This is a genomic window from Vibrio sp. Y2-5, assembly GCF_014596725.1.
In the GTDB taxonomy this organism is placed as follows: Bacteria; Pseudomonadota; Gammaproteobacteria; order Enterobacterales; family Vibrionaceae; genus Vibrio.
In genome coordinates this window covers 164,235-186,503 of the sequence record NZ_JACVEG010000001.1, presented here as the reverse complement: position 1 = coordinate 186,503, position 22,269 = coordinate 164,235, and the positions used below count along the sequence as shown (strand labels likewise).

20 protein-coding genes are annotated in these 22,269 nt (G+C 43.2%); 5 read left to right on the top strand and 15 right to left on the bottom strand.

The window, feature by feature from the left end; translation table 11 throughout:
• Window positions 1-2: 2 nt before the first annotated feature.
• From HUO09_RS00775 to dinB, 3 genes are all read right to left on the bottom strand, one after another.
• Window positions 3-1,556, bottom strand: coding sequence for a diguanylate cyclase (locus HUO09_RS00775; RefSeq protein WP_167412191.1), 1,554 nt, complete (start codon window positions 1,554-1,556; stop codon window positions 3-5).
• A gap of 53 nt (window positions 1,557-1,609) precedes the next feature.
• The gene (locus tag HUO09_RS00770; protein ID WP_188232715.1) at window positions 1,610-2,353 is read right to left on the bottom strand and encodes a YggN family protein; all 744 of its coding nucleotides are present in this window, start codon (window positions 2,351-2,353) and stop codon (window positions 1,610-1,612) included.
• A 183-nt stretch (window positions 2,354-2,536) separates the two neighbouring features.
• Complete coding sequence (gene dinB, locus HUO09_RS00765) at window positions 2,537-3,604, bottom strand: DNA polymerase IV (protein ID WP_368484427.1); 1,068 nt, start codon at window positions 3,602-3,604, stop codon at window positions 2,537-2,539.
• 141 nt (window positions 3,605-3,745) lie between these two features.
• Between dinB and HUO09_RS00760 the strand changes: the two genes are divergently transcribed.
• Entirely contained in the window at window positions 3,746-5,035 is a 1,290-nt protein-coding gene (locus HUO09_RS00760; protein WP_223159268.1) for a response regulator, read from the top strand.
• An 82-nt stretch (window positions 5,036-5,117) separates the two neighbouring features.
• Here the strand turns inward: HUO09_RS00760 and nqrM are convergent, their stop codons facing one another.
• The 9 genes from nqrM to HUO09_RS00715 all read right to left on the bottom strand — a co-directional run bounded on the left by nqrM (window position 5,118) and on the right by HUO09_RS00715 (window position 13,148).
• Window positions 5,118-5,351, bottom strand: a complete 234-nt coding sequence (gene nqrM / locus HUO09_RS00755; RefSeq protein WP_075652712.1) for a (Na+)-NQR maturation NqrM — start codon at window positions 5,349-5,351, stop codon at window positions 5,118-5,120.
• Window positions 5,352-5,370: 19 nt separating this feature from the next.
• Complete coding sequence (locus HUO09_RS00750; RefSeq protein ID WP_167412195.1) at window positions 5,371-6,378, bottom strand: FAD:protein FMN transferase; 1,008 nt, start codon at window positions 6,376-6,378, stop codon at window positions 5,371-5,373.
• A gap of 143 nt (window positions 6,379-6,521) precedes the next feature.
• Window positions 6,522-7,745 carry an NADH:ubiquinone reductase (Na(+)-transporting) subunit F gene (nqrF, locus tag HUO09_RS00745; RefSeq protein ID WP_167412196.1) on the bottom strand — a complete coding sequence of 408 codons (1,224 nt, stop codon included), beginning with the start codon at window positions 7,743-7,745 and terminating at the stop codon, window positions 6,522-6,524.
• Window positions 7,746-7,778: 33 nt separating this feature from the next.
• Entirely contained in the window at window positions 7,779-8,375 is a 597-nt protein-coding gene (nqrE, locus tag HUO09_RS00740) for an NADH:ubiquinone reductase (Na(+)-transporting) subunit E (protein WP_042480213.1), read from the bottom strand.
• A 7-nt stretch (window positions 8,376-8,382) separates the two neighbouring features.
• A complete protein-coding gene (locus HUO09_RS00735) occupies window positions 8,383-9,015 on the bottom strand; it encodes an NADH:ubiquinone reductase (Na(+)-transporting) subunit D (protein WP_167412197.1) in 633 nt (210 codons plus the stop codon).
• Window positions 9,015-9,782, bottom strand: a complete 768-nt coding sequence (locus HUO09_RS00730) for a Na(+)-translocating NADH-quinone reductase subunit C (protein ID WP_167412198.1) — start codon at window positions 9,780-9,782, stop codon at window positions 9,015-9,017. Before HUO09_RS00730 ends, HUO09_RS00735 begins: the two co-directional genes overlap by 1 nt.
• Window positions 9,772-11,016, bottom strand: coding sequence for an NADH:ubiquinone reductase (Na(+)-transporting) subunit B (locus HUO09_RS00725; protein WP_167412199.1), 1,245 nt, complete (start codon window positions 11,014-11,016; stop codon window positions 9,772-9,774). Before HUO09_RS00725 ends, HUO09_RS00730 begins: the two co-directional genes overlap by 11 nt.
• 5 nt (window positions 11,017-11,021) lie before the next feature.
• Window positions 11,022-12,362 carry a Na(+)-translocating NADH-quinone reductase subunit A gene (locus tag HUO09_RS00720; protein WP_167412200.1) on the bottom strand — a complete coding sequence of 447 codons (1,341 nt, stop codon included), beginning with the start codon at window positions 12,360-12,362 and terminating at the stop codon, window positions 11,022-11,024.
• 483 nt (window positions 12,363-12,845) lie between these two features.
• Window positions 12,846-13,148: a BolA/IbaG family iron-sulfur metabolism protein gene (locus HUO09_RS00715; RefSeq protein WP_188232714.1), complete on the bottom strand. Its 303-nt coding sequence runs from the start codon at window positions 13,146-13,148 to the stop codon at window positions 12,846-12,848.
• A 183-nt stretch (window positions 13,149-13,331) separates the two neighbouring features.
• Here HUO09_RS00715 and HUO09_RS00710 point away from each other — a divergent pair, with 183 nt between their 5' ends.
• From HUO09_RS00710 to HUO09_RS00695, 4 genes are read left to right on the top strand one after another with little or no spacing between them, the layout of a single operon-like run.
• Window positions 13,332-14,462: a methyltransferase gene (locus HUO09_RS00710; RefSeq protein ID WP_188233171.1), complete on the top strand. Its 1,131-nt coding sequence runs from the start codon at window positions 13,332-13,334 to the stop codon at window positions 14,460-14,462.
• Between the two features lie 57 nt (window positions 14,463-14,519).
• Window positions 14,520-15,095 (top strand): YajG family lipoprotein, encoded by a 576-nt coding sequence (locus HUO09_RS00705; RefSeq protein WP_188232713.1) that lies wholly within the window; start codon window positions 14,520-14,522, stop codon window positions 15,093-15,095.
• Between the two features lie 28 nt (window positions 15,096-15,123).
• Complete coding sequence (locus tag HUO09_RS00700; protein WP_188233170.1) at window positions 15,124-15,672, top strand: peptidylprolyl isomerase; 549 nt, start codon at window positions 15,124-15,126, stop codon at window positions 15,670-15,672.
• A gap of 51 nt (window positions 15,673-15,723) precedes the next feature.
• Complete coding sequence (locus HUO09_RS00695) at window positions 15,724-17,109, top strand: MFS transporter (RefSeq protein ID WP_188232712.1); 1,386 nt, start codon at window positions 15,724-15,726, stop codon at window positions 17,107-17,109.
• A gap of 96 nt (window positions 17,110-17,205) precedes the next feature.
• On the opposite strand, the gene HUO09_RS00690 is transcribed toward HUO09_RS00695, so the two are convergent.
• From HUO09_RS00690 to HUO09_RS00680, 3 genes are read right to left on the bottom strand one after another with little or no spacing between them, the layout of a single operon-like run.
• Window positions 17,206-18,471, bottom strand: a complete 1,266-nt coding sequence (locus tag HUO09_RS00690) for a sigma-54 dependent transcriptional regulator (RefSeq protein WP_188232711.1) — start codon at window positions 18,469-18,471, stop codon at window positions 17,206-17,208.
• Complete coding sequence (locus tag HUO09_RS00685; RefSeq protein ID WP_188232710.1) at window positions 18,464-20,809, bottom strand: ATP-binding protein; 2,346 nt, start codon at window positions 20,807-20,809, stop codon at window positions 18,464-18,466. Before HUO09_RS00685 ends, HUO09_RS00690 begins: the two co-directional genes overlap by 8 nt.
• Window positions 20,806-22,083 carry an ABC transporter substrate-binding protein gene (locus tag HUO09_RS00680; RefSeq protein ID WP_188232709.1) on the bottom strand — a complete coding sequence of 426 codons (1,278 nt, stop codon included), beginning with the start codon at window positions 22,081-22,083 and terminating at the stop codon, window positions 20,806-20,808. Before HUO09_RS00680 ends, HUO09_RS00685 begins: the two co-directional genes overlap by 4 nt.
• Window positions 22,084-22,269 lie beyond the last annotated feature (186 nt).

Here is a 22,269-nt window from a genome sequence, read left to right as displayed (position 1 = left end):
AATTAATTTACACCGACTAATCGATCAGAATGTTTGTTGAATTGTTGTACAACGTACTGATCTCTACCTTTTCTCTTTGCTGAATACAGCGCTTGATCAGCTTGATGAAACATTTCCTGATAATAAGCAATGCTCGGTTTATCTATTTGAATGCCACCAATACTAATCGATAGGTATTCACGCCCTTCTACAGGGATAAATGGGTGAGATATCTTTAAACTGGAAACCGCATCTTTCAGTATCTGTGCATATTCATTTAGGTTGATCGGCACATCACTGGCAAATACCACACAGAACTCTTCACCGCCAAAGCGAGCAACGATCTTCTCCCCCTTGTACTCAACAGCTTCTAGTACCTTAGCAACGGCCTTTAAGGCATTGTCACCATCCATATGGCTCAGGTTATCGTTGTACAATTTGAAGAAATCGACATCCACCAAATAGAGTGCAATATGGCTAAAGTGGTTGTCATTAATCAAAGCTGTCAAACGACTTTTTAAATGACGGCGGTTGGAAAGCTCTGTCAGCGGGTCATGCTCAGACTGCCAACGTAGCTCTCGTCGGCTTGCCTCTAAATCATTCATGATCTTATTGATCGTTCGAGCAAATCCTTTCATCTCTTTTGAAATGAAATAAGACTCATCGGGAATGACCCCGCCTTGTGCTTGAAACTTATCCAATACCAGATTGGCGTTAGTAATTGGCTTGACTAAAGACTTAGCTAGCAGAAGATTAATGAAATAGAACATGATAGAGAATGCCATCAACGCAAACACTTCCTGCCAAACAATAAAGCTTGGAATTTTCACATGGTGATAAATCTTGATAATCACACTGGAACCAGCGTTGTAATCTAGCTTGGTAATGTAGGAAATATTCTCAGAAGGCTCTAACGTTTGAATGTTGCTTCCGTTGACAAGGATATCGATTTGAATCCCAGTGGCTTTATTTACCTGCTTAGAGAACTGTTCAGAGAGTTTCTTGAAAAAGATAATGTAACCTTTATCACAGCCTGACGCGTCGCTATTACATACACGAGAGGCTGCAGCAAAATAGGGCTCATTATCAATGACAATGAAGTGAACGATTGCTTGTACAAAGCTAGTATCCCGTTGCTCTGCTTGGTCAAGAATTGTTGAGAAATATTGAGTATAACGTTGGTCATCAACGAGATGGTTATTCTCGGCATCAAGAGCCTTTCCCCATACTAAGGTTTTATCTGCTGCAAAGACAAAAAAACCATTAATGAGTTGTGATGTATATGAGTGTGCACCAATACCGCTTTCGATAAATTCTTCATTTGGAGAACGGATAAACTCAACCATATCGTCCCAAGCAGCATAATCCACGATCGAATCACCCAGTTTAAGCTTGGCAATATCAATAACGGTTTCAACCCGTTCAATCTCTTCTCTCTGTAATTCCTCAGCTTGTGCGACTTGGCGATCATAGGCCCATAAATACTTAAATGCTAAGTAGCAGGTAACAAAACAAATCACCACAGATACAGCAGTTATAACCGTTATCCAACGAACACTAACATTATTAAATATCATCTCACCTTCAAATGTACCAAAGTAAAAAAGAGCGCTTGATGCGCTCCTTTAGTTTAGATCGTAAATACCTGGTAATTCTTTAGTTCAGGTATCTTTTTGTGCAATTCTTGCTCCTGTTCAACAATATCATCAAGGGATTCACACAGTTCTTTACCTTCTTTCTCCACCGAGGCCTCATGCTCTCGCAATCGGGCTTCAAACTTAGCGGTCAGTTCACTCATGGTGTTCCCCAGCTCGGTCAGATTAATACCACCGTCCTGCTTCATCTTTTCAGATACAGCATCAAACGCACTAGAAAAGAACTCCTGACTAAACATCGCTTTTGCTTTTTCAAAATCCTGTTGCCATTGCTGGGTCATAGACTCAAAAGTATTGGCAGGTAAAACGAAATCATCACCTTGATAATAACGGCTTTCGATATCCGCAAAAAACGTTTTCATCGATTGCTTAACATCTTCAAATGCATTGGGTGAATCAAGGCTTGTTGCAACATCATCAAGTAAGTCACTGGCGACATCCATTCCCTTCTGTGCGAACTCTTTAACTCGCGGAACGGCCGAAGTGACGCTCTCTCGGTAGGATTGAATCGCTTGCTGTTGAGAATTGTCCAACTCAATTTGTTCACCATGCAGATAGAGATGATTACTCTCATCCATTACAGCGGTATCGCCACTGGTTGTATGAATTTCAACATTGGAACCACTGAGATGTACTTCATTTTGCACATCAACGTTACATTGAGAAGCCCAAACAGAAGAGCTACACAACAACGAAGCGAAAAAAATTGTCTTTTTCATATCTATCTCTCGGGTCAGTCGCCCTTTAGAAATTAAAATTTGAATAACGATATCGAATGTTGATTTGAGATTCGTTAATGGAATGTCAGTTATTATACTCAAAGCACTAAGAGATGCAGATATCGAGCAAATAAAGCGCTTTATGCAATGCCTCTCAAACCAAAGCAAACGGTAGAAAACGACTCAAAAGAAGCTGAGCTGCTTGGATTGTTCTTCAGGTTTTAACATCACCGACAACCCCAGCAGACGAATCTCTCTCCCTTTTTGACGTTTGAGTACATCACTGAGCAGTTGTCTAAAATCATCCAGTTCCAACTGTGGATGGATATGTTCAATGGTCGTCAGCTGAAAATCTGCAAATTTCACCTTAATACCCTGCTTGATGATCGCTTTATCCGGACTTGCTTTTGCTAACCGAATATCCAGTTCAGGAAACAGTTTACCCTCGATGATTTGCCAACACTCGTCATAAGTAGAAATATTCTGACTAAAGGTTCTTTCAACGCCAACAGACTTTCGCTCTCTTTCTACTACCACTTCGCGATTATCAATACCGTGGCTCTTTTTCCATAACGATGCACCTAAACGGCCAAACGTTCTTAGTAGCTCGCGGTAATCACTGTTTTTGATGTCTTCACAAAGATAAAAACCGGCTTGGTGTAGCTTTTCTAAACTCACCTTCCCTACTCCAGGAATTTTTTCCAACGGCAACTTATCAACCGTAATTTGCACCTCTTCCGGCGTAACCACAAACTGGCCGTTAGGTTTGTTAATATCTGAAGCCACTTTTGCCAAGAACTTTATCGGGGCAACACCCGCTGAGGCCGTCAATTCAAGCTCATTCCAAATATCTCGGCGAATTGCTTGTGCAATAAGAGTGGCGCTTCCATGACAGAGTTCGACATCGGTAACATCCAGAAAAGCTTCATCTAAGGATAACGGCTCAATGATTGAGGTATAGCGCTGGAAAATCGCATGAATTTTACGTGATACATCTTTATATACAGACATTCTTCCGGGTACCACCAAGAGTTGAGGACACAACTTCAACGCTTGAGCAGTAGGCATAGCAGAGCGGACACCAAATTTTCGCGCCTCATAATTGCAGGTACTCAGTACCCCTCTTTGCTTCTCATGCCCACCGACAGCTAAAGGTCTACCTCGATACTGTGGGTTATCGCGCATCTCAACTGCTGCATAAAAACAATCCATATCGATATGGATAATTTTTCTCGTCGATTCTTGTTCCACACGCCACCGAATAACTGTACATAAACACAGCTATTGTAGAACCAAATTAAGCAAAACGAAAACAACTTTCTTAACATGACAAAATATCGACATAGTCCGTCAATTAATCATCTTATTCCTACATCTGATAACTCAGTTCTCATGTATAAAATGCACCCTGTTATAAAACCCTCAATCGACATCGATTTCAATCAAGGCAAAGCTATCGTGAATCGTTCAAGCAACTCTGTACTCGTTATAGATGGAAGTCGTACCTTTCGTAACTACCTTAGCACTCAACTTTCAGAGCTAGGGTTTGAGGTTACTGTGTGCAAGGATCTAGGACAAACCAAGCAAGTACTTGAATCGCGAACTGACTTTGCCTTTGTCGTATCGTGTTACCACCTTATCGATGCCGAAGATGGAGAGGTGATCGATCTCTTATTAAACCAACAACTCAAAGTTGTCGTGCTTACAGCAAAATTTGAGCAGGAAACTCGGCAGAAATTTCTGAAAAAAGGGGTCCTAGATTACATTCTCAAAGACAGCCTCAGCTCAGTGCAATATGTCATTCCGTTTGCTAAACGAATCAAGAACAACCAGTTCCACCATGCGTTAGTCGTGGATGACAGCGTCATGATTCGTCGTACTATTTGTCAGCTCCTAGAATCGCAGTACATTCGTACAACTCAAGCTAGTAATGGTGAAGAAGCGCTGCAAGAGTTGGCTCAAAACCCAAATATTACGCTGATTATCAGCGACAACTATATGCCAGAAATGACAGGGCTTGAGATGATTAGGGAAATTCGACGTCACTCTGCCCACGATGATGTTTCAATTCTTGGTTTATCTGGTTCGAATGACAAAACCATCACTGCTCAGTATTTAAAAGCTGGCGCCAACGATTTTTTGCATAAGCCATTTAATCAGGAAGAGCTGTTTTGTCGTGTAAACCAACTACTCAATATGCAAGAAGCGACGAAAGAACTGTTCAAGCTTGCCAACCAAGATGCCCTGACAGGCCTGTGGAACCGCCGTTATTTGTTCGACACTGTAGGCAAAAATGAAGCTGAACGCTGCATTGCGATGCTAGATATCGACTTCTTTAAGAAGGTCAATGATAACTATGGCCATGATGGTGGCGACGCCGCTTTGACTCACATCTCTGCTATTCTCAAAGCCTTTTTTGGTGATCAAACGGTTGCTCGATTTGGTGGTGAGGAATTTTGTATCCATTACGATGGTGAGTTTAAAAAATTCTGTAAGCAACTTGAACGCATGCGTCGATGTATTGAGGCTGATCAGGTAGAGCATCAAGGACAAGTGATCAAATACACCATCAGTATCGGTGCCACATCGATGAAAGGTACCCTTGATGAGCAAATAAAAGTCGCCGATATGCGCCTGTACTATGCTAAAGAAAGTGGACGAAACCAACTGGTTAACGCCTAAATCTAGTACCTTAAAGCCATACTCAAACAAAAAGGGTTCTATCTAACGATAGAACCCTTTTTACTTGAAACTGCTGGCGAGTTTACGCGATGCGGTCTTTTTCCCAAGCAGCCAATTTTTCAGCTCTTGCCGCTTCTCGTGCTTCTCGCTTTTTACGTGCGTCACAAGGCTCAGGGCAGTTACACACTTTCTCAATGCCAACAGCGCCTAATCCACCACAACTGCCTTTCACCACTTTTTTCTGGAAGATATAGCCGACAGCCATTGCTGCGATAACCGCCATAAAGACGCCGAAAGTAATCAGAAACGTACTCATAATGACAAACTCACTTCTGTTATTTGCGGTTTAAGAATGGTTTGAATGCGCTAGAGAAGACTTCTTCAAAACCGTCATCCGTTTTCACAATCATAAACACAGGGATGTTATTTTTCTCGGCAATTTCAATACCTTTGACTTCACCTAACACCATTATCCCCGTTGCCAGACCATCCGCTGTCATACACGATTTATCTAACACTGTTACCGATACAACACGGTTGTTAATTGGGCGTCCTGTTTGAGGATTAATAATATGCGAGTAACGCACACCATCACGCTCAAAGTAGTTTCTATAGTCCCCAGAAGTCGCAATGGCGTAGTCACCGGGTTCGATGACTTCTTGAATCGTGCGCTCATCTACTGTTGGTTTTTCAACCGCTATACGCCAGCCGACACCTTCGTGATTCAAGCCTTTCAAACGGATTTCTCCGCCGACTTCTACCATGTAGTTAGTAATGCCTTGAGACTCGATGTAGTCAGCAACCACATCCACTCCCCAACCTTTAGCAATGGTCGACAAATCAACGTATAGATGAGGGAGATCTTTGCTCAGCTTATTGCCTTCAACACTCAAATGTTCGATACCAATATTCGCTTTACGTTCAGCCAGCTCTTCATCGGTAGGTACCACTTCTGGACGCGCTTCTGGGCCAAACCCCCACAAGTTAACCAACGGGCCAACAGTGACATCAAGAGCGCCTAAAGTCACTGAGTTAAGACGAATCGCTTCACGTACCACAGTTGCCGTCTGAGGTGAAACTTCAAACGGAGTTGTGCCTTGAAACTGGTTAAAACGGCTAAGCTCTGACGTTTTACGGTACGTTGACATCTGGTCGTTTACTTCTTCAAGTAAGCGATCGATCTCTTTATGAAGATCTTCAGAAGACGGAATACCATCTTGTTGAAGATACTTAATGTTGTATGTGGTACCCATTGTTGGGCCGCTTAAATGAACTTGCTCTACCGATTTTTCACAACCAGCTAAAAGCAATAAAGAAGCTAATGCAACAAGCCAAGTTTTCACTTGTTTACTCCTATTGAGATAAGTAGATATAGAGAATCCATGTGTTATTTAGCACATAAACCTTACGAGATTCTCTATACAAACTTCAAAAAATTATGGCTGACTCAATTGAGTCAGCCATTCGATCAGACACTTAGCGGAGATTAACCACCAAAGTCATCCAACAAGATGTTTTCATCTTCTACACCAAGATCTTTCAGCATGCCGATAACAGCAGCGTTCATCATTGGTGGACCACACATGTAGTATTCACAGTCTTCAGGAGCTTCGTGATCCTTCAGATAGTTTTCATACAATACGTTGTGGATGAAGCCTGTGTAACCATCCCAGTTATCTTCTGGTTGCGGGTCAGATAGCGCACAGTGCCATACGAAGTTGTCATTTTCAGCCGCTAGGCCGTCAAAGTCTTCCACGTAGAACATTTCACGCTTAGAACGAGCACCGTACCAGTAAGACATCTTACGCTTAGATTTCAGACGTTTCAGCTGATCGAAGATGTGTGAACGCATTGGAGCCATACCAGCACCACCACCCACAAACACCATTTCAGCATCTGTATCTTTCGCGAAGAACTCACCAAATGGACCAGAAATCGTACATTTATCACCTGGTTTCAGAGACCAAATGTACGAAGACATTTGACCCGGTGGTACGTTTGGATTATTTGGTGGCGGAGTCGCGATACGTACGTTTAGCATAATAATGCCGAACTCTTCAGGGTAGTTCGCCATAGAGTATGCACGAATGATATCTTCATCTACCTTAGACTCGTAGCGGAACAGGTTAAACTTGTCCCAGTCGCCACGGTACTCTTCAGGTACATCGTAATCCGCGTATTTAACATGGTGAGCTGGCGCTTCAATCTGGATGTAACCACCAGCACGGAAAGGTACTGATTCGCCATCTGGAATTTGTAGCTTAAGCTCTTTGATGAATGTCGCTTTGTTATCATTAGAGATAACCGTACATTCCCACTTCTTAACACCGAAGATCTCTTCTGGAAGCTCGATCTCCATGTCAGTTTTCACTGCAACCTGACACGCTAGACGTTCACCTTCACGAGCTTCACCTTTAGTAATGTGGTCAAGCTCAGTCGGTAGAATATCACCACCGCCAGATTTAATTTTTACGCGACACTGACCACAAGAGCCACCGCCACCACATGCCGATGACACGAAAATACCAGAATTCGCCAGTGCGCCAAGAAGCTTGCTGCCTGGAGAAGTAATGATCGATTTGTCTGCATCGCCATTGATTGAGATTGTAATGTCACCTGTTGGTACTAGCTTAGATTTAGCGAATAAAATCACTAGAACTAGCGCTAGAACAATCAGAGTAAACATCACTACACCAAGAATAATGTCCATTGACTATTCCTTAATTGTTGCGGTTTACCCGTCTTACAGTTGAACACCAGAGAATGACATAAAGCCAAGCGCCATTAGACCAGCAGTGATAAAGGTAATACCAAGACCACGTAGACCTGGAGGCACGTCTGAATACTTCATTTTCTCACGGATACCTGCAAGAGCGACGATAGCTAGCATCCAGCCCAAACCTGAACCGAAACCGTAAACTACAGACTCTGCGAAGTTGTAATCACGCTGAACCATGAAAGATACACCACCAAAGATTGCACAGTTAACTGTAATCAATGGAAGGAAGATACCTAACGCGTTGTACAGAGGTGGGAAGAAACGGTCTAAGATCATTTCTAGAATCTGTACTAATGCAGCGATTACACCGATGAAGGTAATGAAGTTAAGGAAACTTAAATCCACACCTTCAGCAAGCGCATCTGGTTTAAGAACTAGGTTGTAAACTAGGTTGTTCACAGGAACAGAGATGGTTAATACCACTGTTACCGCAATACCTAGACCAAATGATGTCTTAACTTTCTTCGATACAGCCAAGAAGGTACACATACCTAAGAAGAAAGACAGTGCCATGTTCTCGATGAAAATCGATTTCACCATCAAACTAATATAATGTTCCATGACAACCTTACTCCTTCGCTTCTACTTGTTCAGGCTTGAAGGTACGAATCGCCCAAATCATAAATCCGATCAGGAAGAATGCAGAAGGTGCTAATAGCATCAAACCGTTTGGCTGGTACCAACCGCCGTCTTTCAACAGAGGTAGAACTTCCATACCGAATAGCTTGCCAGAACCTAGAAGCTCACGGAAGAAACCAACAGTGATAAGTACAAAACCGTAACCTAGACCATTACCAATACCATCGATAAATGATGGAATTGGTGCAGACTTCATTGCAAATGCTTCTGCACGACCCATTACGATACAGTTGGTAATGATAAGGCCAACGAATACTGAAAGCTGTTTAGAAATATCGTAAAGATAGGCTTTCAGAATTTGGTCTACCACGATTACCAAAGAAGCGATTACCGCCATCTGAACGATGATACGTACGCTGCTAGGAATGTGGTTACGGATTAATGAAACGAAGAAGTTCGACAATGCAGTTACAAACGTTACTGCCAGAGTCATTACAAACGCCGTCTCTAGTTTAGTAGTCACTGCTAGAGCAGAACATACACCAAGAACTTGTAGCGCGATTGGGTTGTTATCCAATACCGGCGCCAGAATGCTCTTTTTAAGATCTTTTGCGCTAGACATTAGTTAAGACCTCCGTCACGAACTTTTGCTAGGAAAGGACCAAAGCCCATATCACCTAACCAGAAGTCAAAGGTATGTTGAACACCATTACTGGTTAGCGTTGCACCTGAAAGGGCGTCAACACCGTGCTCAGAGCCTTGTGGTGCGCCACCTTTTACAACTTTAATTGCAGGTTTGTGGTTCTCATCGAACAGTTTCTTACCTACAAATTGAGCACGCCAGTTAGGGTTTTCAACTTCACCACCCAATCCAGGAGTTTCGCCTTGCTCATAGTAAGTGATGCCAGAAACTGTATTACCATCAGTTTCAACCGCAACGAATGCGTACATCATAGACCATAGGCCATTACCGTGAATTGGTAAGATTACTTTTGACACTTGGTCGCCATCTTTAACAAGATAAACGATACCTGTGTTTGAGCGACGAATAATCTTCGCTAAGTCTTGTTCTGGTGAAAGCTTCACTGATTCAGCAGGATTTTTTGCCGCTTTACGCTGATCAAAAGTCGCTGCGTTACCTTCAACAAAGTCACCAGTATTTAGGTCAACAAGACGAGGTTCGATGTACTTAGAGTACAGCTCTGGAACCTTACCTTGTTCAGTGATACCTGCTACTTGAACGATCTTGCTTTGCTTATCAAGCACAGCATTCGCTTTTTGCTTGTCTCGCAGGCCAACAGCCGCTGTCGATACGATGATTGAGCACACTAGGCTCAATGCGATAACAACAAACAGCGTTTTCTTAATGCTATCGTTATTACTTGCCATAGCGCGATAATCTCCGCTTGATGTTTTTCTCTACCACAATATGGTCGAACAGAGGCGCAAACAGGTTAGCGAATAGAATCGCTAGCATCATGCCTTCTGGGTATGCAGGGTTAACCACACGGATTAGTACACACATAGCACCAATCAAAATACCGTATGCCCACTTACCTTTATCTGTAAACGACGCTGATACTGGGTCCGTTGCCATGAAGAACATACCGAATGCGAAGCCACCTAGAACTAGGTGCCAATGCCAAGGCATGTTGAACATCATATTGGTGTCAGAACCAATCACGTTGAACAACGTAGAAAGAGCGATCATACCGATCATCACACCAGCGATAATGCGCCATGAAGCAATACCCATGTAAACGATGAATGCCGCACCGATTGCTAGAGCAAGCGTAGACACTTCACCAATTGAACCTGGGATATTACCAATGAATGCATCCATCCAAGTGATTGCTTGACCTGTTGCAGCATTCATCAGAGCACCGCTACCACCTTGAGTCCATTGACTAAGAGCAGTTGCGCCTGAGAAACCGTCCGCAGCAGTCCAAACTAAATCACCAGAGATTTGAGCTGGGTATGCAAAGAATAGGAATGCACGACCCGCTAGCGCTGGGTTTAGGAAGTTACGACCAGTACCACCAAATACTTCTTTCGCAACAACAACACCGAAGGTAATACCTAGCGCTGCTTGCCATAGAGGTAGCGTTGGTGGAACGATCAATGCGAAAAGAATCGAAGTTACAAAGAAACCTTCGTTAACTTCGTGCTTACGCACCATACAGAACAATACTTCCCAGAAACCACCAACAATAAATACTGTTGCGTAGATTGGAAGGAAATAAGTTGCACCCAACAGCATTTTACTGCCCCAACCTGCATCAGACGACATAGTACCGCCCAGCATTTCAGTCAGCCAGTAATGCCAGTTACCATCAATGATGGTTGCAAGTTGGTCACTTGCGTACAAGTGATGAAGTGCAGAGATAGCCTGACCACCTGCGTTATACATACCCCAGAACATTGCTGGGAACACAGCTAACCAAACCATGATCATGATACGTTTTAAGTCAACGCTATCACGGACATGAGCGCCTTTCTTTGTCACAAGACCCGGCGTGTAAAACAGAGTTGCAGCTGCTTCATATAAAGCAAACCATTTCTCGTGTTTACCACCTGGTTCAAAGTGATGCTCGATGTCTTCAAGAAACTTTTTAAGGCCCATGAAAATTACCCTTCTTTCTCAATCTTATCGAGGCATTCACGAAGTAACGGACCGTACTCGTATTTACCAGGACATACAAAGGTACACAGTGCTAGATCTTCTTCATCAAGTTCCAATGCGCCGAGGCGTACTGCACTATCAGTGTCACCAGCACACAGATCACGAAGCAACAGAGTTGGCTCCATATCTAGCGGCATAACTTTTTCATAGTTACCAATTGGCACCATTGCGCGGTCACTACCGTTAGTCGTTGTTGTCATGTTGAACAACTGACCTTTAAACAGGTGACCCAAGAATGAGCGAGTAACAGAGAACTTGTTCTTACCAGGCATTGCCCAACCAAACAGCTCTTTCTCACGACCTTCGCGAAGAACAGAAACCTGTAAGTGGTAACGACCTAAGTAAGCGTGTGGACCTGAAGCTTTAGTACCAGTCAGTACTGAGCCAGAGATCACGCGAACTTCGCCAGGCATCATTTCGCTATCCGTCAATTGCTCTAGGCTTGCGCCTACTAACGTACGGATTAATCGAGGATTATTTACGACAGGGCCAGCAAGAGAAATAACACGCTCGCTGTATAACTCACCAGTTAGGAACAATTTACCGACAGCGATAACGTCCTGGTAGTTAATGTACCATGCCACATTTTCTGCATTAACAGGGTGCAGGAAATGCATGTGTGTACCAGCTAAACCTGCTGGGTGAGGGCCGTCAAAGACATGTTCTTCAACATTAGACTGAGTTGAGCGTGGTAAGCTAGTACCTTTTTTACAAACGTACACTTTACCGTCAGTCAAAGCTGAAAGTACATCAAGACCAGCAACGAAGGCTTCCGAATTGTCGTTGATGATAACCGTCGGCTCTGCTGCTAATGGATTAGTATCCATGGCAGTAACAAAAATAGCCTTAGTCGTCGAATCAACTGCAGGAACCTTGCTGAACGGACGAGTACGCAGCGATGTCCAAAGACCAGAATCAACAAGTTGAGTTTTCACCGCTTCGCGGTCAAGACTTGCTAATTGATTCGCTTCAAACTTGTCGAACGTCACTTGGTCATCACCTGCAACTTCAATCACTACAGACTGAAGTACACGTTTTGCACCACGATTAATTTCAACAACTTTACCGCTGACTGGTGAAGTAAATTTCACACCCGGATTCTTCTTATCTTCAAAAAGAACTTGAGCTTTCTTTACTTCATCACCTACGCGAACATGCATAGTAGGACGCATGCCGACGTACTCTTCGCCAAGCAAGGCGACTTTGTTGATGGCTTTGCCATCATTAATCACCTGGGAAGGAGTTCCTGCGATAGGAAGGTCCAAACCCTTTTTTATTGTAATCATACGCACTTGCACTACTTTATCGGGAAAAAGATTCATTCATTGCGCAAATTCGAGGCGGTGGTCATCCGTACTTCGACTGGAAGTGTGTAATGACAAAACTAAACCGTCTCTAGACACGACATTATTATATCTGTCCGCCTTGGTTATTTAATCACCAAAAGCGCAACATACTTTTAAAAATCACATTACAGATTTGAGATGAGATTTATCAAGGGCGGTAGTTTAGCACCTTTTACGAATACGATGCCATTCAAGATCTCTAGATTCGTGATTTTATTTGGGCACAAATTCGTTTAAAAGGCGCATTAATAATCATTATTTTGATATGTCGCACAATTATTTTCACCACCTGAATATCAGGGTTATTTTTTGCGATTTTTTTTGAAAAAAATGTTTATCCGCCGCTTTACAGAATGGTAACTGTATTAAAATTGTTAAACAATCATCCAAATCAAGAGCAATTTATGAGCACTTAGCTCATCACTATCCACCCAAACACATCGGGCTATCTGGTGCTTTTTTCTGCAACTCATCCCACTCTTGTGGGGTGTAAGTATGTATAGCCAGAGCATGAATATGGTTGTCTAACTCATCCGACAAAGTCTGATTGACTTGACGGTGACGCATAATCAAACGTTGCCCTTCAAAGCTCGAAGTAACAATCACCACTTTAAAGTGACTCTCTGATCCCGGTGCCACATTATGCATATAGCTTTCATTAACAACCTGTAAATGATGAGGTTGAAATGTATCTTGTAGCTTAGTCTCAATGACTTGTTGAATCATAATGCTCCCTTCTTTCACACACTGATATAACAAAACCAACAAACAGTTTACTTTGGCAAGCTTTGTTTTGACAAACACAAACCTTACGTTTGACCGACAAACAGTAGTCAAAGGTTTATGTTTCTTGATCGTCGAGCATCTGAGACAATAATAGTGTCTTTAAAACTATCAATTAAACCGAATATGAAAACTGAGCTTTCGCTATTTGAACGTACGCTAACCCTTCATCGCTTCCCGATTCGTAATAATGAGCTTCTACAGGCTTGGGATGCGGGTGATGAGTATCTGATCTCGCATATTGAAGAGCTAGCGCTAACCTCATCAAAACGCATTTTGATTTTAAATGATTCATTCGGCGCACTCAGTTGTTGGTTTTCAGCACAGCATCAAGTGTTCATGATGAGTGATTCCTTCATTGCTCAGAAAGCAACACAAGAAAACTTAAAACGTAACTCTTGCACTGACGTGATATTTCTCAACACCATGGATGAGATACCTAGCGATATCGATCTGGTGTTGATGCAAATCCCTAGAAATAACCGTCATCTGGTGTGGATTTTGAACCAACTTCGCCAATCAATAGACGAAAAGTGCCCCATTATTTCAGTCAACAAAGCGAAAGAAATTCACTCTTCGACTCTACAATTATTTGAGAAGTATTTGGGAGAGACAAAGACATCTCTAGCGTGGAAAAAACACCGTTTAGTGTTTTCTTCTGCCAATTGCGCACCAATAGCAAATGTAGATGAAGAAGTTCAATGGGAAGTTGAAAACGAACAGATGAGTTTGGTGAATCTTCCCAACGTGTATTCTGGTGAGAGTCTGGACCAAGGCGCGCGCTTGCTGCTTGAACATTTACCGAGTGAAGATTTAACAGACTTCATCGACCTAGGCTGCGGCAATGGTGTGTTGTCGATAAAACTGGCGCGGTTAAATCCTAATGCCTCAATTACCTGTGTTGACGAGAGCTTTATGGCGGTTGAAGCCGCCAGACGCAACTTGAATAACAATTTACACACGCAACGTGAGATAACCTGTGTTGCTAACAATTGCTTAGATGAGTTTGAAACTGAGAGCGCTTCGTTTATCGTATGTAATCCCCCATTCCATCAACAGCAGGCAATCACAGACCATATCGCATGGCAGATGTTCTGTGATTCAAAGCAAGTTCTTAAAAATGGGGGCAAATTATTGGTTATCGGCAATCGCCACCTCGGATACGATATAAAACTTGCTCGCCTTTTCGGTCACACACAAGTAAAGACTGTCGCTAGCAACAATAAATTTGTTATCTTACAAGCTACTAAGTATTAGGGTCTGGTGACCTTAAGCATGTTCCTGACATGCCAAAACAAACGAAAGGAATTGACCATGAAAAAACTGGTTCTCGCAGCTTCTATTGCTTTATTGGCCGCTTGCTCTGCACCTCAGCAACAGCAGGTAAGCTTTAATCCTACCGCTGTTTTAAGTAACAGTGATATCGTGACAAACAGCAAGTTCACTTTTGTTAGTAAAGACGTTCGCTCTGCGCAATATGTGGCTTTAGTCGATAGCGGCCGCAACAACATAGAACCTGTTCATGCACGACAAAACGTTCGTATCGCTTTAGAAAATGCTCTTTCAAGCCAGTTTGATTCTCAAGGTTTCACTATCACAGTAAACAGCGAAAACATGTTGACGCTTGAAATCCAAGAAGCCTTGGTGACTGTGACTCATACCATCATGGAAAATGAGATGAACGGTAAGGTTCTGCTACAACTGACAGCAGAAACACCAAAAGGAAAATTAGTGAAAAGCTATACCGGTACGGCAAAACGTACAGGTGCTCTAAGTGCTTCAAATGAAGATATTGAACAAGTTCTCAATGATGTGGTGAATCTTGTTCTTAAAGAAATTGCCTCAGACACAGAACTGCAAAACTATATGAAGGAGCGTTTCCATGGTTAAAAAACTATCCATGGTGAAAAGAATGTCCATGGTGAAAGGCTCTTTGGCAGCGCTCGCTATTGCGGCGAGCAGCAGCGTTTGGGCAGGGCCTCAAGTTGAAGTAGAAACCACTCTAGGAACGTTCACCATTGAACTGAACGAAGAACAAGCGCCAATCAGTGTTGCTAACTTTCTTCGCTACGTTGAAGACGGCAGTTATGTCGGTACTATCTTCCACCGCATCATTCCAGGCTTTATGGCACAAGGTGGTGGTTTTGATACCGATATGAAGCAAGTCAGTACCTATGCGCCAATTCAAAACGAAGCAAGCAACGGTTTACGCAATGACACGGCGACGATTGCAATGGCTCGTACCAATGATCCAAACTCAGCCACTCGTCAGTTCTACATTAACCTCGTTGATAATGATTTTCTGAATTACGGTCAGCGCCCACCGGGCTATGCCGTGTTTGGTCAAGTGACTAAAGGTTTTGAGATCATTCAAAAAATGGCTCAACAACCTACTCGATCAATTGGCTACATGAAGGATGTTCCCGTAACACCTATCATCATCACCAACGCCACTCTGATTAAATAACACCTAAAGCTCCGATTTGTTCGGAGCTCTTTTTCCGACAAGGAAATGTCCATGCAACAAGAAAATCAATCTCTTACTTGGGTTGAAACTATCCGCAGCTACTTCGATAAACGTCTGCTTTGGGTATTGATGCTCGGATGCTCCAGCGGTTTCCCTTGGGTATTGATTGGCTCAAACATGTCTGGCTGGTTAAAAGATGCCGGGCTGACTCGTAGTGCCATTGGTTATTTTGGCAGTGTGTTTGCGGTCTATGCGATTAACTTTTTGTGGGCACCTGCGGTTGACCGAGTTCGCTTACCCGTTCTGCACTCACTGCTTGGGCAGCGTCGTAGCTGGATACTCCTTTGTCAGGTTCTGATTTTAATCTGTACTCTGTTTATTGCTGGCGTCAATCCAGCGACAAACTTGATGCTGACATCTATGCTCGCCTTAGGTATTGCGATTGCTTCTGCAACTCAGGACATTGCGGTTGATGCGTTTCGTATCGATACCTTTCCCAAATCGGAATCCAGCAAACTGCCACAAGCTTCTGCTATGGCGGTGATTGGTTGGTGGACCGGCTATTCTGTTCCCGGTTATCTGGCATTTATTAATGCTGACGCTATGGGCTGGAATGGTGTGTATTACGGCATGGCCGCAATTGTCGGTGTGTTGATTCTGTTCACTCTGCTGGTTGGTGAACCTAACACCAACCGTGAGGCACTGCAGCAACAAGCAGAGCAACGACACAACAAAGTTGTTCACTCTAAAACTATGGCTTGGTTGAGTGTAACCGTACTTGAACCATTTATTGATTTCTTCCGCCGCAACGGTACTTCAGTGGCTATCACACTGTTGTTGTTCGTGTTTCTATTTAAAATTGGGGAAGCGTTTCTTGGCAGAATGTCTATCGCGTTCTACAAAGAAATCGGCTTCAGTAATGAACAAATTGGTTACTACTCCAAACTGATTGGCTGGGGTATTACGATGCTGTTTACCCTGCTTGGCAGTATGGTCAACGTGCGTTTCGGCATTGTTCGTGGTTTGATGATTGGTGGTATCGCCATGTCAGCAAGTAACTTAATGTTCTCTTGGATTGCTCAGGTTGGTCCAAATGAACATCTGTTCCTTGCCACCATCATTGTCGATAATTTTACGACGGCATTTTCTACTGTCGCTTTCGTCTCTTTCTTAACGGTGATGACAGGACAGGCTTTCTCGGCAACTCAGTACGCCTTACTAGCCTCATTAGGCAACTTCGGCCGCACCACGCTGGCCTCCTTCAGTGGTGAGCTGGCTGACTACTTAAATGATTGGTCGCTGTTCTTTGTTCTGACCGCTTTGATGGTCATTCCAAGTTTGATCATGTTGTATACGTTGCGCCATTACTTCACAGACATGCTAAACAAAGCAAGAGATCACAAAGAAGAGCTGGTAGAAGAAAAAATCGTGAAATAAAAACAAGAGGGAACCTAAGGTTCCCTCTTTTGCATCCTATGGCTTATATTTTCTCAGTCTACCAATTGCTCGTCACTTTCTACAGGAACAAGACTACTAGCCACGAGATTTGTACTCATCTTTCTCAATGCCATGCTTCTTCATTCTCAGATAAAGCTTCTTTCGCGGAATTTGCAGATAGTTTGCCGCTTCGGCGACTCGTCCTGAGTAAAGGAAAAGCGCATCTTCAATGATCTGTTTTTCAAAATCATCCACAAGCTCATCTAGAGGTGACGTCATCTCGGCCTGATTATAAACCCGATCTTTCCCGGTTAGCTTGACTATGCCAATCGCATACAACTCGGCCACATTACGAAGTTCACGAACATTGCCCGGCCAGTCATGGGCTCTGAGTAATGATAAATAGCTCGACTCCACCACAGGTAACGGCTTGCCCAACTTGTTGCAGCTTTGCTTAAGGAAGTAATGAAATAAGGAAGCAATGTCATCTGGTCGCTGCCTAAGCAAAGGCACCTCAATCACACCTTGATTTAAGAGGTAGTAAAGCTCTGGAAGCAAATGAGTATTAGCGATCAGTTGTTCTGATTCAGCACCCAAAATAGCAATGATACGTGAGCGCGGAATGTTTAATCGCTCTTGATTGAGCAAAACCTGAATTAAGTGACGCTGTACTTCATCACTCATCAGTTCAATATTGTCCAGCAACAAGCACCCTCCGGTACTCTGTTTGAGTTTGTTATCAAGCGTTTCAATATCGGTGTTGTTGCTGATCGCCAGCTCGGCAATAGGTTTTGTATTGGCAGAGCTAGACAATTGATGAATTAAATAAGCGATAGTGTGACGCCCCACTCCCGATTCACCACAGATCACCACATGGTTGCTCAACATCGCATATTGGGCGATATGCGAACGAATACGCTCAATTTGGGCAGATTTACCGACCAGCTCCTTTTTCACGCTGCGAGTTAACGACAACTTCTGTTCAATAAAATAACGGCGCTGGTCGATATGTTGCTTAATTAACCCCAGTAGCTGCGGAGGATTAATCGGTTTTTCCAAAAAGTCACAGGCTCCGAGTTTCACCGCTTCCACCGCCATTGGGATATCACCATGCCCAGTGATGACAATAACAGGTATGCGATCATCTACTGATTTTATGGCTCTTAACACGTCCATACCGTGCATTTGTGGCATGTACATGTCTAACACCACCACACCATTCCAATCGGGTGTAATCAAACTCAGTGCCAGTTCAGGATTTAACAATGCTTTTGATGCAATTCCAGCAATGGACATAAGATGAGTGTAGGAATCCAGCACATCTTGATCGTCATCGATCAGTAAAACCGTACTTTTACTCATGAAGTAACTCCAAGACAACCATCGCCCCTTTATCTAAATTGGAGGCGAGATAAATTTGACCATTCATTCGTTCGATCAATGATTGGCAGATGTTCAGACCTAACCCTAGACCAACCTCTTTTGTGGTTGTAAATGGGGTAAACAGTTTTCCAACCACTCCATGCTCAAACCCAGAACCACTATCAATAATAGCAATGCGGTGAACCTTATCGTCGCTAGAAAGTAGCACTAACGAGACTGATTTATGTGGATGGCTACTTGCCGCTTCACAGGCATTGACCAACAGATTAATCAAAATTTGTTCGAGGCTCAGAGTCTCTCCGATTACAAAAAGAGTTTCCGGAAGCTCATTGTGCAATTCAACTTGTTGACGCTTAGCTTTGGTTTGAACCAACAATATTGCTTGCTCGACCACCGAATTGAGACTCAGGGATTTCATCGGTTCATCACTACTGGTTTTACGCGCAAAATGCCGCAAACTGTTGACGATTTTCCCCATACGCTCAGTCAAATTTTCAATCTGACTGAGCGACTGTGTAATTTGTCCCGTTTCAGCCTGTTCCAACGCCAGCCTTGCGGTATACAGGTAGGTCGACATAGCACTCAAGGGTTGATTCAATTCATGGGCAAGACTTGTCATCGTTTGCCCAACAACAGCCATTTTTGCAGCCTGAATCAGATCATTCTGAGTTTGCTTCAAATAGGCTTCCGCTCGCTGCCGCTCTTCAATCTCCGCCTGTAACTGCTCATTGTTTTCCAATAATGACTGTGTTTTTTCTCTAACTCGCTCTTCAAGCAGACGATTAGCATGTTCCTGATCGGTCACATCGGTAATGGTGACGATCACTTTGTCGTGAAGCCCTTGGTTAAACTTTCTCAGATAAAGCCTTAAGTAATAAGGTTTGTTCTCATTTCCCAATGAAAGCGTTACGCTATCAGCGCCTTTTTTAATAAGTTGATTCTCGGGATTAAACAGCGCCTCTAACCTTGGTTGCAGATGTTCAGGAAAACAACGCCACAATGTTTTTTTCACCTTGCCTGATTCCAATTGTAGGCTGGCTTGAGCACTTGGGTTAGCAGACTCAATTTGCCCCTGTAGGTTGCAAGTGATTAAGCTGGCTTGAGTGTTATTGATAAGACTCAGAGCATTTGTTCGCTCCATTTCTTCCACTTTTTGCCCGTACTGAATCAACTGCGCACTAAGATTACCAATCTCGTCTTTTCCATCCACTTCAATTGGATGACTCAGATCGTTGTTGATGATGGCATCTAAGCTGTTACTTAAATTGGTTAGGCGCGCGACAATCCGTCGATTCACAAAATAATAAGTGAGCAACAAACTCATTGAGATCGATATGCCAAACAATGCTAGCAAGACTCGGTGCCCATGCTGAATTAGCTGAGTCGTCTCTTTCTGTGTCGAGACAAACAGTTCGCTTGCGTTAGATACCAAGATAGCGATATCCGAATGTTGTTTATTTAGCTGTTCTTGAATCTGGCGGCCTAACTCCTCTAATCCTTGATGCAACTCCACACCTAAGCTTAAGTTCTGGTGATAAGGCCCGTTGAGTGACAAAAGCTCATTCCACTCTCCCAATAACTGCTGATACGCAATAGAGGCTGGAAGCTGGAAAATGGGCTTGCTGGAACTTTGTAGCTCCTCCAGTCGGTATTGCAGCACCTTCATGCCGTTATCAACCTGAATCTGGTGAGTGGCATTCACCAACTCACGGGCAAAGTTGTACATCTGACTGCCGCTATCAATTAACGATTGGATCTGATTGATCTTCTTAAATAAGGCTTCCGAGCGTTCGACATTATTTTTTCGTTCTAACTGCCACTGCATTTCCTGACGAAGTGGTACCAGCTCCATCTCCATATCTTGGTAGAGCCATTGTAGTTGCTCCCCAAGCAAGTCAATTTGGCGTGTAACATCTATCCGTTGAGAAACAAGAGAGCCATATTGGCCGCTCATATTCTTCAGTTTCAAGTAACCTGTATGAAGATTCACTTGTACTGAATTCGTCTCTAACGCATTCAACACGTTGTCCATAATCATCAGATCTTGATTGAGCTTTTCTATCTGTTCTCCAAGCATGACTTTATTGCTCGCATTGCCTATTTGCTGGATTCTGCGACGAATTTCAGAACTGCGAGTTTCTAACACATAGCTGGCATTATATTTTGGCACACTCTGATCCAAGACTTCGGTCACCTGATCATCAAGTCGGCTCCAAGTAAACCAACTGACCAAACTGACGAGTGTTACTAATAACGTGCTGCAACCAAATGCCAGCAGCAATTTGGATCCTATGGTGTGATATTTCGACAAACTCATGGTGTAACAACTCGTATAAGCGACTTGAGCTGAGCATTTGCCTGTTCGAGATTAGCGTCGATTTGTTTCTTCCAAGAATGGCTTAGTTCAGTTAACAACATTGTTTTCGAAGCCTGCTGTGATTCATCATTTGCATCCGCTAAAGGCGATATTTGATTCACCACAGCACCCAACTCTTTCTCACTGATTGGCACAGAAAAAACCAATTGTTCAATCAACTCAATTTGAGCCAAAACTTGCTTATTGTCGCGGTACTGCTTGCGTACATTTATGATGGCTAACCAAGTATCTTTTAGTGCTGGAAGGCGTTTTGAAATCATCAAATCAAACAGTATATTCATACAGTCTTCACGCTGAATCAAAGTGGCGGCTGACAACCTTGTGAATCGTTCGTTAAACAATGATTTATCGCTAAGACCATGTTTTGCAAAGTCATTCATCTCCATATTGGTCTGAACGGCTTTTGACATAAGCAAATCAATAAACGCTTGCGCATATACATCATTATGTTGTTGCTGAACCAACGCTACGTAGGTCGGCATAAGCGTAAAACTCTCATCATAGGCAAACTCTACATGGTCGAATTTACGCTCAAGAATAAAAGCATAGCTGTCAATCGTTGGACCAATGCCAAACTGACCTTTGGCAACATAGTCGCTCACACCAAAACTACGCGAAGAAATGGTTGCCATATTAGCGCCAATATTAGTCAGCAAACGCCAGCCCTCTTGCCAGCCATACTTGGCTAAGATGCTTTCTACCATGAGTTGCGTAGTACCGGAACGAGCAGGGGTACTCATGGTCAAGTGTCCGAAATAAACTGGGGATGTCAGATCCGAAAACTGTTGCGGTTTAGGTAGCTGATGGGTTTGCAAGTAATCTCGATTCCAAACAATCCCTGCGCCAGAATAACCAATCGTTACAACCTGACCGGCAGGAGGCAACATATATGGCCTCAACCACTCGGGTACCTGAAATCGTTCTGGCAATTTGGTTAACCGCCCGTTTTCCGCTAAATGCTGCATCAGATAAGGCGAAGAGCTCAATACGATATCAATATTTTGGATGTAGCTTTTACTGAGCATCTGAACACTCGATTGAGCACGACGGTGAACCACTTGTACATTTACGTCTTGATATTGTTTTGAAAACTCATCAATTAAAGGCAGCAAAGGCTCTCGAGAAAACGTAGTGAGAATCACCAATTCTTTATCTTCCGCATGTGTCATTGCAGCTGGAAGAAGTGCAACTCCAAGCAGTACTATTCGACTCATTGCTGAAAGCAAATAGCTTGTGGATGTGAAAAACCTTAAAAAATGTGCGTTCACTCAAATCTCTGCTAATTGGTAAAAAATAGTTACATTGAGGGTTGGGTCAACTATGACGCAACTTGATTTGAATTTTATCAATAATTGTCTGTTTTCCCCGCTTCAATTTCCCATTTTTGACCCACCTTAACC